General features: G+C 53.6%; 15 protein-coding genes and 1 pseudogene. 6 read left to right on the plus strand and 10 right to left on the minus strand.

Going from position 1 to position 15574, the window contains the following annotated elements:
• Positions 1–111: 111 nt before the first annotated feature.
• The 3 genes from GEI7105_RS0104105 to GEI7105_RS0104115 form a co-directional block, all read right to left on the minus strand.
• A complete protein-coding gene (locus GEI7105_RS0104105; RefSeq protein WP_017659220.1) occupies positions 112–402 on the minus strand; it encodes a hypothetical protein in 291 nt (96 codons plus the stop codon).
• 193 nt (positions 403–595) lie between these two features.
• Complete coding sequence (locus GEI7105_RS28960; RefSeq protein ID WP_144053660.1) at positions 596–769, minus strand: CAB/ELIP/HLIP family chlorophyll-binding protein; 174 nt, start codon at positions 767–769, stop codon at positions 596–598.
• A 111-nt stretch (positions 770–880) separates the two neighbouring features.
• Positions 881–1117, minus strand: a complete 237-nt coding sequence (locus GEI7105_RS0104115; protein WP_017659222.1) for a TOBE domain-containing protein — start codon at positions 1115–1117, stop codon at positions 881–883.
• 70 nt (positions 1118–1187) lie between these two features.
• Here GEI7105_RS0104115 and ald point away from each other — a divergent pair, with 70 nt between their 5' ends.
• Positions 1188–2276: an alanine dehydrogenase gene (gene ald, locus GEI7105_RS0104120; protein ID WP_017659223.1), complete on the plus strand. Its 1089-nt coding sequence runs from the start codon at positions 1188–1190 to the stop codon at positions 2274–2276.
• A 230-nt stretch (positions 2277–2506) separates the two neighbouring features.
• Positions 2507–3947: pseudogene (locus tag GEI7105_RS28965) on the plus strand (RNA-guided endonuclease InsQ/TnpB family protein).
• Between the two features lie 590 nt (positions 3948–4537).
• Here GEI7105_RS28965 and GEI7105_RS36665 read toward each other — a convergent pair.
• Positions 4538–4720 carry a hypothetical protein gene (locus GEI7105_RS36665; RefSeq protein ID WP_144053661.1) on the minus strand — a complete coding sequence of 61 codons (183 nt, stop codon included), beginning with the start codon at positions 4718–4720 and terminating at the stop codon, positions 4538–4540.
• A gap of 207 nt (positions 4721–4927) precedes the next feature.
• Between GEI7105_RS36665 and thrC the strand changes: the two genes are divergently transcribed.
• Complete coding sequence (gene thrC / locus GEI7105_RS0104140) at positions 4928–6031, plus strand: threonine synthase (protein ID WP_202804416.1); 1104 nt, start codon at positions 4928–4930, stop codon at positions 6029–6031.
• A gap of 41 nt (positions 6032–6072) precedes the next feature.
• Here thrC and GEI7105_RS0104145 read toward each other — a convergent pair whose 3' ends face one another.
• The 3 genes from GEI7105_RS0104145 to GEI7105_RS34365 all read right to left on the minus strand — a co-directional run bounded on the left by GEI7105_RS0104145 (position 6073) and on the right by GEI7105_RS34365 (position 9000).
• Positions 6073–7281, minus strand: coding sequence for a homocysteine biosynthesis protein (locus tag GEI7105_RS0104145; RefSeq protein ID WP_017659228.1), 1209 nt, complete (start codon positions 7279–7281; stop codon positions 6073–6075).
• Positions 7282–7561: 280 nt separating this feature from the next.
• Positions 7562–8719 carry an AI-2E family transporter gene (locus GEI7105_RS0104150; RefSeq protein ID WP_035492432.1) on the minus strand — a complete coding sequence of 386 codons (1158 nt, stop codon included), beginning with the start codon at positions 8717–8719 and terminating at the stop codon, positions 7562–7564.
• A 92-nt stretch (positions 8720–8811) separates the two neighbouring features.
• Positions 8812–9000: a hypothetical protein gene (locus GEI7105_RS34365; RefSeq protein ID WP_071591964.1), complete on the minus strand. Its 189-nt coding sequence runs from the start codon at positions 8998–9000 to the stop codon at positions 8812–8814.
• Positions 9001–9203: 203 nt separating this feature from the next.
• Here GEI7105_RS34365 and larE point away from each other — a divergent pair, with 203 nt between their 5' ends.
• On the plus strand, positions 9204–10025 hold the full coding sequence (larE, locus tag GEI7105_RS0104165) for an ATP-dependent sacrificial sulfur transferase LarE (protein ID WP_026097420.1): 822 nt from the start codon (positions 9204–9206) through the stop codon (positions 10023–10025).
• Between the two features lie 69 nt (positions 10026–10094).
• On the opposite strand, the gene rne is transcribed toward larE, so the two are convergent.
• Complete coding sequence (gene rne / locus GEI7105_RS0104170) at positions 10095–12176, minus strand: ribonuclease E (protein ID WP_017659233.1); 2082 nt, start codon at positions 12174–12176, stop codon at positions 10095–10097.
• A 9-nt stretch (positions 12177–12185) separates the two neighbouring features.
• A complete protein-coding gene (locus tag GEI7105_RS38200) occupies positions 12186–12344 on the minus strand; it encodes a hypothetical protein (protein ID WP_017659234.1) in 159 nt (52 codons plus the stop codon).
• A gap of 78 nt (positions 12345–12422) precedes the next feature.
• On the opposite strand from GEI7105_RS38200, the gene GEI7105_RS0104180 reads away from it, so the two are divergent.
• Positions 12423–12629 (plus strand): hypothetical protein, encoded by a 207-nt coding sequence (locus tag GEI7105_RS0104180; RefSeq protein WP_218959055.1) that lies wholly within the window; start codon positions 12423–12425, stop codon positions 12627–12629.
• Between the two features lie 455 nt (positions 12630–13084).
• Here GEI7105_RS0104180 and GEI7105_RS0104185 read toward each other — a convergent pair whose 3' ends face one another.
• The gene (locus GEI7105_RS0104185) at positions 13085–13741 is read right to left on the minus strand and encodes an MBL fold metallo-hydrolase (RefSeq protein WP_017659236.1); all 657 of its coding nucleotides are present in this window, start codon (positions 13739–13741) and stop codon (positions 13085–13087) included.
• Between the two features lie 3 nt (positions 13742–13744).
• Here GEI7105_RS0104185 and GEI7105_RS0104190 point away from each other — a divergent pair, with 3 nt between their 5' ends.
• Positions 13745–15220, plus strand: a complete 1476-nt coding sequence (locus GEI7105_RS0104190) for a site-2 protease family protein (RefSeq protein ID WP_017659237.1) — start codon at positions 13745–13747, stop codon at positions 15218–15220.
• The last annotated feature ends 354 nt before the right edge of the window (positions 15221–15574 follow it).

The raw sequence follows: 15574 nt of genomic DNA on the forward strand, positions 1-15574 counted from the left end.
CCAGTATAGAGCGAACTCTCGGGGCGTACCGTTGTCATCGCCTCGAGCGCAATTCTCAGTTCGCCGATCTCATTATCTCACTCTATCGTCATCTCTTCATCTTACGAGATCTTACGAGCGGCGGCGCGAGGTGCTAGTCAAGTGAGGGAGCGGTCGAGCCGAACGACTCGGGGGAAGATAGTATTCAGCCGCCGTTTCGGGTTGTCGGTCTCGTCGGCGCTGAATTTGCCACCAGCGCAGGGCGACGGCGACGCCGATGGTTCCCATCCCGAAGGCTAACAGCGACCCGCTTCCGCCCAAACCACCGAGAGCTGCGTCTACAGCCCCCACCGTTAGGACGAAGCTAGAAATGGGTTCTTTGCGATAAATCGATTTGACAATTCGATGCCAAGCAGCATTCATGAGGTTGTTCCTACTTAACGGACCGAAGCCGAGCGATCGCGGTTTCGTGCGTTTCTCCGACCGTTCGCTACCACAAAACGAGGAGAAAACGACCCGAAAAACGCCCGGCCGAGATGCCGTTTCGGTTACAGTGGGGCGAACGTCGAGGGAAGGCGATCGGGGCAGGCGCGAAACCTTCCCCCCGATCTCGATCTTAGATCAAGCCCAACCAAGCAAGTAAACCTTGACCGGACAGATATTCGATCGCCAGTGCAGCCACGAATCCCACCATGGCCGCGCGACCGTTGAGACGTTCGGCGTACTTGTTGAATCCGAATTTCGGTTCGCTGAGGTTGGGCGTGACAGAAGGTTCTGGAGGTTGGCTCATACCGGTTAAACGATGACGACAAGCGATTAGAACGCAATCGACTTCCATCTTAACGGACGGGTGCGATCGCGGCGGTGGTGTGCGCGACGTTTCGAGGCAGGGGCTTGGGTCTCAAGTACGGTCGTCACCGCGATCGAATTCTTTGACCACCATCACTTCAGTCGCTTTAATCAACACGGTCACCTCGTCGCCAAGTTTGAGTTGCAGTCGTTCGGCCGAGCGACGCGTAATCACCGCATCGACCAAATTGTCTCCGACTCGTACCGTGACATGAGCCAAAATATCTCCGTACTCAATTTCTGTCACCCGCCCCCGCAATTGGTTCCGTCCGCTAATTTGTGCTGTCATCTTTCTGTCATCTCGATTTAGGATTTTCTTTAAAATTAAGGCAACAATCTAGTTTAGTGAATACAAATTGATGGAAATTGGCGTTCCCAAGGAAATCAAAGACCGAGAATTTCGAGTGGGGTTGAGTCCGCAAAGCGTTCGCGTCTTACACGAACGCGGACACGACGTCTTTGTTGAAACGGGGGCAGGACTCGGCTCGGGATTTACGGACGAAGACTATCTCAAAGCCGGAGCAGAAATTGTCTCGTCTGCTGTTGCTGCCTGGGATCGCGAGATGGTGGTGAAAGTCAAAGAGCCGCTTCGGGACGAATACCAATTTTTAGCGAGCGATCGCATCCTGTTTACCTACCTACACCTGGCAGCCGATCGCTCGCTGACAGAAGCCCTCGTTAAATCGGGAACGTTGGCGATCGCCTATGAAACGGTACGGTTATCCGACGGCAAACTTCCCCTTCTCACCCCCATGAGCGTCATTGCCGGACGGCTTTCCGTTCAGTTTGGAACCCGCTTCCTCGAACGACAACAAGGCGGACGCGGCGTCCTCCTCGGCGGTGTTCCCGGCGTTCCTTCCGGTAACGTCGTCGTCCTTGGCGGCGGTGTCGTCGGCACAGAAGCCGCTCGCATGGCCGTCGGCTTGGGGGCGCGCGTGCAAATCTTCGATATCGATATCGATCGCCTCTCCTATCTCGAAACGCTCTTTGGTTCCCGCGTCGAATTGCTCTATAGCAACTCGGCTCAAATTGAAACGGCCATCGGCCGAGCCGACCTCGTTATCGGTGCCGTTCTCGTCTTGGGACGCAAACCGCCCGTTCTCGTATCCCGAGAACTCGTTTCAAAAATGCACCCCGGTTCGGTTATCGTCGATGTCGCCATCGATCAAGGCGGTTGTATCGAAACCATCCGTCCCACGTCCCACACCCAACCCACCTACGAAATCGATGGCATCTTACACTACGCCGTCCCCAATATGCCGGGAGCAGTTCCTTGGACGGCGACCCAAGCCTTGAACAACAGCACGTTGCCCTACGTCCTCAAACTCGCCGAGTTCGGTGCAGATGCCGTCGCGACCGATTCGGCCTTGGCTGAAGGCGTCAACGTCAAACACCACCAAATCGTCCATCCCGCCATCCGAGAGGTCTTCGCCAACACCGAATCATGAGAGGAGAGCTTCTTCAGTGGAGAGGGAAGAGGGGAGAGGGAAGAGTGAGGACAGGTAACAGTTTCTCCTCATCTCCTCACTGGTGACTGGCGACTGGTGACTGGCGACTGTAAAAGCTTCGCCTATCCAGATTCTTCGCAGTACTCCAGCCATAGCTGAAAGCTTGGCTGGTGGTGTAGCGAAGCGCGACCGAGGGGAGTAACCTACAAAAGATTTGCTACAGTTTAGATATGCTAAACATGACGTGGGAATTTAAGCTAGAGCCAACTGCGAAGCAGGTTTCAGAGATCGAACACATTCTTGATGTGTGCCGCCATGTCTGGAATTTTGCTCTGCGGGAACGTAAAGACTGGCTAAATTCCCGCAAGTCACCCGTGAATGCGTGCTCGATTCGGCAGGAATCGATCTTGCCAGCAGATGCACCCTTTCCGAACTACCACGTTCAGGCTAAGCGTTTGACCGCTGCCAAGACTGAATACCCCCGATTAAAGACTGTCAACGCTCAGGTTCTTCAGCAAGTCCTTAGAAAACTTGAGGCTTCTTGGGAGTCATGGCGGTTAAAACGTTCGGGTCTTCCACGGTTCAAAAAGCCGAATCGAATGCGGTCGTTGGTCTTCCCCCAGATGCTCAAAAACTGTAGTGTCTGATGAGGGTATAAAGCTGCCGCAACTGGGATGGGTTCGGGTTCGGTGGTCGCGGAAAATTCCTGATTTATTTCAGGTTAAGCAAGCTCGAATTGTGCGTAAGGCATCCGGGTACTTTGTTATGCTGAGCCTTCAGGCTGACATCGATATCCCTGACACGATACCTCACGGACATCCGGTAGGGATTGATGTGGGTCTGGAGTACTTTCTTTCAACGTCTGATGGAGAACAGGTCAAGCGACCTCGCTTCTTCAACAATCTGCACCGCAAGCTGAAATCGCTGCAACGCCGATTGAAGAAAAAGCAGAAGGGATCAGCTAACTGGCTGAAACTCCAGAAGAAAATTGCCAGAGTCCATCAACGGATTGCTGATACGCGAAAAGACTGGCATTTCAAGCTGGCTCATCACCTCTGCGACGGTGCAGGGATGATTTTTGTCGAAGATCTCGACTTCCGCATTATGGCTAAGGGAATGCTGGGCAAGCACACCCTCGATGCTGGATTGGGTCAATTTGTCAACCAGATTCTTCCCTGGGTGTGTTGGAAGCGTGATGTGTATTACGGCAAGGTGGATGCTCGTGGCACTTCTCAGGAATGTCCCGATTGTGGGGCAGAGGTTCGTAAAGACCTCTCAACTCGAATCCATCACTGCCACAACTGCGGTTCGATCGAACCCCGTGATGTGGCCAGTGGACAAGTCATCTGTAGCCGTGGGCAACGGCAAATCGAAAATGCCTGTGGAGTCGAGGCGACGGGGGATCGGGTCACTGATTCTAGTTGGCTGGCTGTGAAGCAGGAAATCTTTGGGGCGACCCAAGGAATCTCCCTGCATACCCGGAACGGGTTGCTGGGAGAGGATGTCAACGCCGCAGTCGTAAATAGCTTAAAACAGGGACTTGGTAGTACTCCAAAATTAACCACGTTACACAGGCTAAATGGCTTACGAAGGTCAGGACAGCCCAAAAAATGGGAAAAATGCCAAACGGACTCCCCGGCAGGGGTGGAAAGATGTAAGCCGCTAGACTGACGATCGCTGTGGGAAACAGAACGAACGCGATCGCCGCCAGCCAAGCTTCCCAACTCAAACGAACATCGTCGCGATGGGAGACCGTCCAGCGCTGACCGTTCCAACGCCACGTTAATGGCGGCGAGCGATCGACCACCCGAACGGACTGTTTGGAAGCATTAACGGCAAAGACATGGTGGCATACGTCGCATCCGAACGCTTCCATCAGTGTGAGTTCCGAAAGCGTCCCGCGCCGACACAGGGGACAGGGGTATGTCTGTCGAACGTTTAGGGGAGTTGGAGAACCTGACATCGTTAGCCGAGAGTCGGTAAGTGAACCAGAAAGCAGCGATCGCCGTACTGTTCTTTCCCAGAGGCGAGAAATCCTATGCTTAACGGTAATGCAAAAAATTCAAACTGAGTGGGTTTCCATCACCTCAGTTCTGAGTTTAAAGGTTTTGGCAAGGCGATCGCTCACCCCAAACAACGTTCTGGCAGGTTCTTCTCTGCCGTTAAATTCAGTTCGCTCCCTCTCACATCATTACAAATGATCAAAAAAGGGACGAACGGTCGATCGCCCCCCGAAACATTAAAAACCGTTAGTTGTTACCCTAATTCTGAGACGGAACCGTGGGAGATTGTTGCTGCTTTAACTTCTTCAACTCGATTTCGAGGGTGTCGAGTTGGGCTTGCAGATGCAAGTATTTCACCTGATGGTCGGCTTGGTAAACTGACAGAGGACGTAACATCACCGACGAGTTTCCAGCCTTCTGAGTTCGAGATAAAGTTGTCATATTATAACTGCCTAGTAATTCTTACCTACTCACACCAACGAGATATTGTACTGCGATCGCTCCCAAAGATTGCATCGAATGTTGCAGTTTCTCAAATTTCCCAACTGGCGATCGCTCCTCCGACAAATCTCGAACCGTTGTGTTTCGAGACTTCCACGGATTTGATACACTGAAGATAAACGCCATATCTCGAAAATTACTGTGACGCTGAGCTTTCCCACCACCAACGAGCGCCAAGACGACCCTGTCCCCCAAAAACGAGGCTGGCGGGGACTGATCGATGCATATCGCCCCTACTTACCCGTCACCGACTCGACCCCCATCGTGACGCTGTACGAAGGCAACACGCCACTGATTCCCGTCCCCTCCATCGCCGCAGAAATCGGAAAAAAGGTTGAAGTCTTCGTTAAATACGACGGGTTGAACCCCACTGGCAGCTTCAAAGACCGGGGAATGACCATGGCAATTACGAAGGCGAAGGAAGAAGGCGCCAAAGCCGTGATCTGTGCCAGTACGGGGAACACCTCTGCCGCCGCTGCCGCGTACGCCAAACGGGGCGGTCTGCGAGCGTTCGTCGTCATTCCCGACGGTTACGTCGCCTTGGGCAAGCTCGCACAAGCGTTAGTCTATGGTGCAGAAGTTTTAGCCATTCGCGGCAATTTCGACAAAGCTCTCGATATCGTGCGGGAAATGGGCGAACACTATCCGGTAACAGTGGTCAACTCCATCAACCCCTATCGCCTCGAAGGACAGAAAACGGCAGCGTTTGAAGTGGTCGAAGATCTCGGAAACGCCCCGGATTGGCTGTGTATTCCTGTGGGGAACGCCGGAAACATCACTGCCTACTGGATGGGATTCTGTCAGTACCACCAACTCGGAAAGTGCGATCGCCTGCCGAAAATGATGGGATTCCAAGCGGCCGGATCTGCCCCCATTATCGCCGGACACCCCATCGAACACCCGGAAACGGTGGCGACGGCAATTCGCATCGGCAACCCGGCTAACTGGCAAAAAGCCCTCGCAGTCGGCGAAGCCAGTCAAGGAGAGTTCAACCCGGTCACAGATGAGGAAATTCTCCACGCTTATCGGCTGTTAGGGCGCGAAGGGGTATTTTGCGAACCGGCGTCGGCGGCGTCGGTGGCGGGATTGTTGAAAGTGAAAGATCGCGTTCCCACGGGGGCGACGATCGTGTGCGTCTTGACGGGGAACGGTTTGAAAGACCCCGATTCGGCGATCGAACACAGCGAAACTCAATTGCGCCAGGGTATCGAACCGGATTTGGAAGCCGTGGCGCAGGTCATGGGGTTTTAAGAATTGAGAATCGATCGCGGCGATCGCACGCCCTCTATCGATCACTCTAGGGAAATTTGAGCGCCCCAAACGTCTTGGGGAACGAACGTGCGATCGCGGGGAATGGGGGCGACAGCTTCGGTGAGGGTAAATGTCCCCGCTTCGATCCAAGCTTTTAGTTCCTCGGCGACGCGGCGCGATCGGTACAAACTCGCTAACGGCGCAACTCGTACCGATTTTCCGTCTACAGTAATTTTCCCCGCTTTCAACTGAGCGTAACTTACCAGCCCGAAAGTGGGACGAACGCGTCGTGGAATGGAAAAATCCACCACCGGGGCGACTAATTCCTCGTCGCGCACCGCACAGCGTTCGACAACTGCCTCGTCGAGAACCGGAAGCGGAACGCCAACCCCCAACATCAGCGAAGGACCGTAATTGTGGAAGTAACAGCCTCGCACCCAGTCAGCAGACATCTGTTTGGCATCGCCGATCAACGCTAACGTCGCCGCCGGACCGATAGGAGTCTGGTTGGGGAGTCGCTTTTGCAGCGGGAAATGTTGGGTTCCCTCCCAAGCGACGTAACCGATTCCCCCACCCATAAATACGCGGGTTCCGATACCCACGAGTTGGAGTTCGGGATCGTTAAACAGCGGAGAGAGAGCGCCGGGGTTCGAGTAGACGGCGTTTCCCAAACGAGGTTGCAGCGGTCCGAGATAGGTAAACAGGGGGCGATCGCCCCCGTTAATCCCGACGATAAAGTTTTGATAGAGATTGCGGGGATCGAACAGGTAAAACTGGTTGATGCTGTCGCGGGTAATCGTCGTTTCAAAGGAGGCGCGGGGGTAGCAGTCGGTTACTTGCCCGATCGCCCGCAGTTGTACGTTTTTTCCGGCAATCAGATCTTCGATGACGTGGCCGCCGCCTCGCATTTCTTTTAAGGGAGTTTCCCGCGTCGCCTCCTCGGTTTCGGGAACTTCCGCAATTTGCGCCGCCCCCAAGTACAAATCCACAGCCCCAAAGCCGGAATAGGCCGGAACTCCATCGAGCCAGCAACGACGGATCTTGATCGGCGGATCCGTATGACCTAAATTGAGAATCGCGCCGCTCGATTCCATTGGCTCGAAAGTGCCGGTGGTGACGACGTCCACCTGTTTGGCGGTTTGGACTATGCCGATTTCGGCCACTTTGGCTTTGAGTTCTTCCGCCGTACAGACAACAGCCTTGCGCTTGAGAATTTTTTCGTTGATTTCGGCGATCGAGCGCTGCGACATAAAAAATTGATAATTGATAATTGAGAATTGAGAATTGACAATTTACAGTTCTCAATTTATAACAGTTTGATTCGATCTGTAAATAATTTATAGTATTTTTTGTTTTCGATTCCTTAGAAAATCTGATTTCTTTATTTTTAAAAATTTTGATTTTTATGAATACAACAGTCCCAAATGAGTCGTTAAAAATTAAAATACTCCCAAAAATTAGATTCCCTGTTCCCTATCTTGTTACACAACTGATTTAGGGTTGCTATATTTTTATGAATGTTTTAATAACTTACGATTTTGAATCTATTTCCGAGTTGCTAGAAGAGGGGCGATCGCTCTCTGACTCTTCCTCTATCGATCGCTCGTCTTCTTCGGGGGGTTTGACAGACTGACGACGTCGAATTGGGAGCGATTCGCCCCCTTGCTGCCACTGATTGAGAATATCTTTAATAAATAATTCTTGCAACACCACTTGCCCGACGACAGTAATGGGCAACGCCATTAACAACCCTAAAAAACCGAAAAACGTAGCAAAAACGACTTGAGAAACCAAAGTAACGGCAGGCAGTAACGAGACTTGACGAGCCATCACATAGGGAGTTAAAAAGTTACTTTCAATTTGTTGAATAACAACATATAAAATTAAAACTGCGATGGGTTTCCAGGGATTTTCCAGCACCGCCGTCGCCATCGGCGGAATAACGCTCAACGCCGGTCCAATATTGGGAATAAATGCGAGCAATCCCGCTAAAACACCATGAGCTAAAGCGAGGGGAATTTGTAGGATGAGCCACAATCCCAACCAACTCATGAGCGCGACAATGACCATGTTGAATAAAACGCCCACCAACCAACCGCTTAAAGCTTCCTCGCTGCGATCGAGGACTTCGTCGATACGATGGCGGTAAAAGGCGGGAAACAGTAAAATAAACGCACTGCGATAGGATTGCGGACTCGCCAAAAACATGATCGTCAAAACGATCACCAGCAGGAGGTTTAACACCACGCCCAACGTCCCCGAAAAAACATTAAAACTGGTTTCGAGAAAGTTGTTAAAAATAGGTTGAATTTGGTTGAGAATATCGTTGAGATTGAGGGTTGACGGATCGAGAAACTGACCGGGGAGCCGTGTCACGACGCGAGCGAGCCAAACGTCTAGCTGAGCTAACGTCTTGGGGTACAGTTGAGTAAACTGCTCGAACTGATCGATAAAAGGCGGGACGATCGCGAAAAAGAAAATCGTCAGCAGTGAAACTGTACTGCTAATGGCAACGATAACAGCAATCGGACGACGTAAGCCGAACCGTTGTAACCCACGAGCGAATAAATTCAAAGATGTGGCAATGACGATCGCCGCGATCGCCATCAGCAAAACTTGGCGAATTTCCCACACGATCGCCAACGATAAAACCAGTGCGACTAGCGCGAGTGGATTGCCAATTTTCACCGTCCCGTTCCTCCGCGATCCGACGCGCTTTTCGATACGCGATCGGTCGATAAAAGCTGTTTCGATCGAGCGTTAATCTTCGTAACCTTTACCTACGACGCTCCCAATCGCGATCGCCGTACCATCACGATCGCCATGACGGTAGCGGGCGTTAAAATAGCAGTTAAGGCGATCGCATCGCTGGCAGGAATTGCCAATAGCGGCCCGAGGTATTTAATCAGCAGCGAGATCGCAAGCGATGCAACGACAACTTTGATGACAATTTCAGCTTTACCGTTCATCAGTGAGGCAGGCTAACAGGTTCACGTCTTTCACTCTATCTTATTTTTGCGTCCCTTCAAATCTGCCGCGATCGACATACCCCGTGCGACACGAGCGATCTGAGCCTCGCTACATTGGGGCGAATTTCGCCCCGTCAATTAGCCAGATCGAAAGATCGACCGAAAAATATATCGAACGAACCCTAACGATAGCGCTACCTATGATGCTGCAAGACAAACTCGATCGACTCTACCGCTTGTTTCGAGACATGGAACGGGCGATCGTCGCCTATTCCGGCGGTATCGATAGCACCCTCGTCGCCAAAATTGCCTACGACGTCCTCGGCGATCGCGCCTTAGCCATAACCGCCGTTTCCCCCTCCTTACTTCCCGAAGACTTAGAAGACGCCCGCGTACAAGCCGCCGCCATCGGGATACCCCACGAAGAGGTGGCAACCCAGGAAATGCAAGATCCCAACTACACCTCGAACCCCGTCAACCGCTGCTATTTCTGTAAAAGCGAACTGCACGACACCCTCAAACCCCTGGCGAAAGAGCGAGGCTATCCCTACGTCGTCGATGGCGTCAACGCCGACGATTTACAGGATTACCGTCCCGGCATTCAAGCCGCAAAAGAACGAGGGGCGCGATCGCCCCTAGCCGAAGTCGGAATTTCTAAAGCACAAGTACGGGAACTCTCGAAATACCTGGGTTTACCCTGGTGGGACAAACCCTCTCAACCCTGTCTCTCCTCTCGCTTTCCCTATGGCGAAGAAATCACCGTAGCCAAGCTACAACGAGTCGGTCGGGCAGAAATCTACTTGCGTCACCTGGGATGGCAAAACCTGCGGGTGCGTTCCGACGGCGACACCGCTCGCATCGAACTACCGCCCGATCGCATCAAAGCCTTTGTCGCCGAAGTGGATTTACCGGAAGTCGTCGCCGAATTACAAAAACTGGGCTTTCTCTTCGTCACCTTAGATTTAGAAGGCTATCAAAGCGGAAAACTCAACCGAGTCTTGGAAAAGTCTGCCCTCGGTGTTTGAGTGAAACCGACGATCGCCGCCAACGCCCGAGTAGGGACGTTACTGACAACATCCCTACTCGACTCGAGACTATTCTGACGAAGCAGACGAACGACGACGACGGCGTCGCGTATGGTTCGTGCGCGTTTTCGTCGATTTAGGCGTGTCTTGGGTCTCGGCGAGATCGGCGGGTTGTTCGTTCACCTCATTGGCGGTCTCGTCTTCACCCGAGCGATCGTCGCGATCGTCGACCTCCTCAGATGGTGGCGTTTCGGCGTGAGACGTACCGTTATGAGAGTTCCCCCCGTTCGATTCTCCCGTCTGCGTCTCGGACACTTGGCCGGGAGCGATCACCTCCACTATCACGGACTTGGGATTTTTAACAGGGCGATCGAGCTTGATCAGAGGTGAAATCCCCATCAGAGCATAGACTTCCTGTTCTTCCGACGTCATCTCTACCGTGACGACTTCGACCGGCTCTTCAGGCTTGCTCTCGCGAGAAATCGATCGCGATCGCCCACCTTTATCTTCCGTATCGACCTCTGTTGTCTCTCGATTTCGGCTCTCATCGAGGATGGGAGCTTCCGGGCGCGAACTGCGCGACTCTTCCTTCGTCGGAGCTGCTTTAGGCGTCGTCTCCGGTTCGGGTTTCGTCTCCGGTGAAGGAAACCGACGGCGACGGCGGCGGCGCGTTCCCCCGTCTCCGAGTTCCTGATAGCTCGGATGGTGGATTAAATCGAGTTCTTGAGTGTCGCTGGCGGCCGGATCTAACTCGCTATCGCCTACGGCTTCTCGAACGGTTTCGAGAGATTTCTCGGCCGCTTTCGTCGGACGAGACTTCGATCGCTCTCGCGGGAGCGCCACAGCGGGAGTCGGCGTTGGCGTTGGCGTCGGCGTCAGCGTCGGTGCGACCGTTTCGATTTGGTGGGGGGCTTCCTCGCCGGGAAGTTGGACGATATGTCCCAACCCGCCACACGCACTACAAGGACGACTGAACAGCTCGTAGATATTTTGGCCTTGACGTTTGCGCGTCAGTTCGATCAACCCGAGTTCGGACAGTTGAGCGATTTGAGGTCGGGCTTTATCGGCGCTGAGGGCGTTCGTAAATTGTTCTAACACCTGTAACTGGTCGCGCCGCGAATCCATATCGATAAAATCGACGATAATCACCCCGGCGACATTTCTCAAACGCAGTTGTCGGGCGATTTCTGTGGCCGCTTCGCAGTTCGTCCACAGCACCGTTTCCCGAGACGTGGCCGATCGCGTAAAGGAACCGGAGTTGACGTCGATGACCGTCAGAGCTTCCGTCGGTTCGATAATAATGTAGCCCCCCGACGGTAAATCGACGCGGGGTTTGAGCGCTTCTCGAATGGCGGCGTTCACCCGGAAATACTCGAGAATGGGTTGCGACTCGCGATGGTGATCGAGAAAGACCCCCTGCGGTAACTTACCCCCGTTCCAATTGGTCAGTTGTTGTTTGACCCGTTTCAAGCCGGTATGGGAATCGACGACGATGCGGTTGACGTCCGTGCTGTACATATCCCGCAAGACGCGCTGAATGAAATCGTCGTCTCGGTTGAGGAGTGTGGGTTCTTTGTTGGTGTTGTATTCTTCCTGAACCGTTTCCCACTGTTTTTGGAGCGTTTCCAGGTCTTCCATGATGGCGTCTTCGCCGACGCTTTCCGCCTCAGTTCTCACTAACAGTCCCATACCGGAGGGTTTGACGAGAATCGCGAGGGCGCGAAGTCGGTTGCGCTCGGATTCGCGGACGATACGCCGCGACAGGTGGACGCCTTTACCAAAAGGCATTAAGACCAGATACCGACCCGGAAGGGTTATGTTTCCCGTCAGGCGAGGGCCTTTGTTCCCCGTCGGCTCTTTCATCACCTGCACCAGCACTTTCTGTTGCGGGACGAGCAGCTCGGTGATCGCACCGGCCGACCGTTTCAGGCGCAGTGGCCCGAGGTCGGTGACGTGCATGAAACCGTTTCGTTCGGGGTCTCCAATGTTAACGAACGCCGCATCGATACCGGGAATGACGTTTTCGACCACCCCGAGGTAAATATCGCTAACCTGATGGGTTCCGGTGGCGACGACGAGTTCTTGAATCTGATCTTCGGAAAAAACAGCAGCAATCCGATGCTGCTCGGCGATGATAATTTGCTTGGGCATTCAATTTCCTCAAAACTTTTTTAGGGTTCCCGAGGCCGTGCGGTTGAGGTGCAGTCCTCCTTCGCTGTCGCTGTGTCGTCGCGTCGGAATATCGGTTTCGACCGCCGCAATCGCGTTATCGTTTGCGCGAACGTCACAATACTTCCTCTTTGCGAAAGAACTCCGCACTCAGCGGGTCGTTGCGACCTCCAACGTTCCCTGTCACCCGTAAATGCGCCGAGAGACGGGATTAGGGAGCGAACGGGTTTGGGAATAAGACGATTTGGAATGTCCTACACGCGGGATGGGGGATGGTTTGCCGATGTGGGTGAGGGGGCTGCCGTATCCTCTCACGCCGACCCCCGATGGCTCGATCTCGATTTGCGTTCGGTATTTCTTAACGATCGCCCGATCTCACCGAAGCGTGGGGTCTCAATCGCTTCGGAACTCCCCCATCTCCCCTGGGCAGGATAGGGAAACCGCGCGAATTCGATCGCGCACCCCAACCGTCTAGGTTGGCTCCCATACGAGTTAACCTAAACTATCTCGTACGATGAAAGTACTTTATCCCTTACTTTACCACGTTTGACGGTCGATCGCGTTTTACAGGAAATGCGTCACTTGTTTCGTTCGATCGCTCGGGTGCGTGACTTGACAAATCGGGGGCAATACTCCATCCTTTTGCGATAAGCTCGGTTTCGAGAAGTCTTCGCCACATCCCCCCTTAGCCCCCCTTTGAAAGGGGGGTTGGGAAGATAGAGAGGGACTTGTCGGGTCGGACAAAACCAGTATTTGAGAGTCATACTGCACTCTAACGATCTGCTCGGTTACAATCCTTTCGTGGCAAGGATTCAAACACCAAACGCCAGCCGCGACACAGTGAGGACAGTGAACGAGTCGCCGCTTCTGCTCCTCACCTCCTCACCTCCTTACATCAAAACTTTTTCCTGTAAGCTGGTTTCGAGGTCGATTTCAGCCAGTTGAATATAAGCCCGATCGATCGCTCGTTTCCCCCGCAGAAATCCGAGACTCGCCCCCGGACAAATCCAAGAGAGGGTTTCGGGAGAGAAGCGATCGCGAAGTTTGGCGACGCTGCGAAGTTGTCGGGGCCAGTGGAAGGTTTTGGCCGTGCGTAACGGTCTCGGTTGTCCGTCTGAGTTCGGGAGAAGGTGACGCCCGCTAAACAAAACCCCCCCATGTCGAGATAAGTAAACGCACGCAGAACCGGGGGTATGTCCCGGCGTCCAAATTCCCGAGATGCCGGAGGCGATTTCGAGTTCTTCAGAAAACGTCGTCACCTCGGCTTCGGGAAGTAAATAGGCTTCTCGTTCGTGAACGACGATCGCACATCCGGTATCGGTTTGGATTTGCTGGGCTTTTCCGATGCTGTCGCGATGGGTGACGAACAGCGATCGCACGCCGCCGCGATCGCGCACGAACGCCTGGGTTTCTTCGTTCCAAGGCGGGGCGTCGATGAGGATGTTCCCATCGTTTTCTACAATGAAATAAGCGGTTCCACCGAGAGTATCCCGGTTCGGTGGAAAGGCGAACAGGTTCTCGAATACAGCCCGGGGTTGTTTGGGCATAAGATGACTTTCTGGTTACTCCTATTACTCGGTCTCATTACATACACTATTTTGCAGCGCAGTGTCTCGCGTATCACCCGAACCCCCGTCTGGTTGTTGTGGTTGGTGATGATGACACCGGCGTTAGTGTTGTCGGCGTGGACGGCGATCGCCGGAGACGACGGCTCGGTTCCGGCTCTGGTGGCGATCGTCATTTTCGTGGTCTGTTTCAGTCTGTATTTATGGTTGCTGTATTTGGGGCGTCCGAAATCGAGTCCGCCTCCGGCGACTCCCAGCAATTCCCCTAACGCTCCCACGGCGACGGCGGTGTCCAATGGCCCGGAACGTCAATCCCTCGTCTCGAAACTGCGTCCCATCGCTCCAGCCGAAGAAAGTCGACTGCGAAACTGCTTCAATTGGTCGGTGTTCGCCTTACAAAATCTCGAATATTTGCCCCAGGCGGTCGTTTGTCGCGGACAACTGCGAACGAGTCCCGATCGCGCCTATCAAACGATTCGCCACAACGTCGAACAGCAGTTCGGCGATCGCTTTCTCGTGGTATTCCAAGAAGGTCCCAACCGCAAACCCCTCTTCGTTCTCGCCCCCAACCCGAACGCGAAAACCGCCTCGAGCGAGACGACGCACCGTCCCGGTTTAGCTGGGGCTTTGCTGGTCGTGACGCTGTTTACAACGACGGTCGCGGGAGCGGAATTTATGGGAATTACGACGGAGACTTGGCAGTCCGAGCCGAATTTACTGCTGCGCGGACTTCCCTATTCTCTGTCGCTATTGGCAATTTTAGCCTTTCACGAAGGGGGACATTTTTGGGCGGCTCGCTGGCATCGCCTCAAAACGACGTTGCCTTATTTCATTCCCATTCCCTTCTTTTTGGGAACTTTTGGGGCGTTCGTGCAAATTCGATCGCCGATGCCCCATCGCAAAGCCCTGTTCGACGTGAGCGTCACCGGGCCGTTGGTGGGGTTTTTGGTGACGCTGCCGCTGTTGTGGTGGGGGTTGGGTCATTCGGAAGTGGTTCCAGCTTCGGCACAGTCGGGACTGTTGAATTTCGACGAACTGCAACCGAGCTTTTCGCTGCTGTTGTCCTTGGTCTGTAAAGCGGTACTCGGCGGCGCCCTCGACCCGCAAAAAGCGATCGACCTCCACCCCGTCGCGATCGCGGGCTATTTGGGTTCGATCTTGACGGCGTTTAATTTGATGCCCATCGGACAACTCGACGGCGGACATATGGTTCATGCGATGTTCGGACGCCGCACGGCGTCGGCCATCGGACAGGTGACGCGCCTGTTGATGTTGATGTTGGCGCTGATTCACCCGGAACTGTTTTTGTGGACGCTGCTGTTGTTCTTGATGCCGCTGCGGGACGAACCGGCTCTCAACGACGTGACGGAGTTGAATAACGGCCGGGATTTTCTGGGGTTGGTCTGTTTGTTCTTGTTGGCCGTGGTGATTCTCCCCGCCCCTCGGATGTTGTTGGGTTAGTTCACCTTGCGATCGGCTGGGTTTCAAGCAGTCTTCACCACATCCCCCCTTAGCCCCCTATCCCCCCTTCGCCCCCCTTTCAAAGGGGGGTTGGGGGTATAGAGGGGCTTGTCCGGTTGGGTAAAATCAGGATTTGAGTCCTCGACTCCGCTCAGACTCAACGCTTCGACTCCGCTCAGCGTTGAGATTCGGATTCTGTGTGAGGAAAGGGGGAGGGTTGAGGGGGTTCTCGATTTGAGGAAATCGCGGCGACTGGGGGTTGAAATTCGGTACTAGATAAGTTTCAATTATTTAATTTTTGTTTTCATTGATTTCTGCTTAGCGGGACTTAAACGGTAAAAAAGGTAAAATAAA

The sequence above is a fragment of the Baaleninema simplex PCC 7105 genome (assembly GCF_000332355.1).
Classification (GTDB): Bacteria; Cyanobacteriota; Cyanobacteriia; order Cyanobacteriales; family Geitlerinemataceae; genus Baaleninema; species Baaleninema simplex.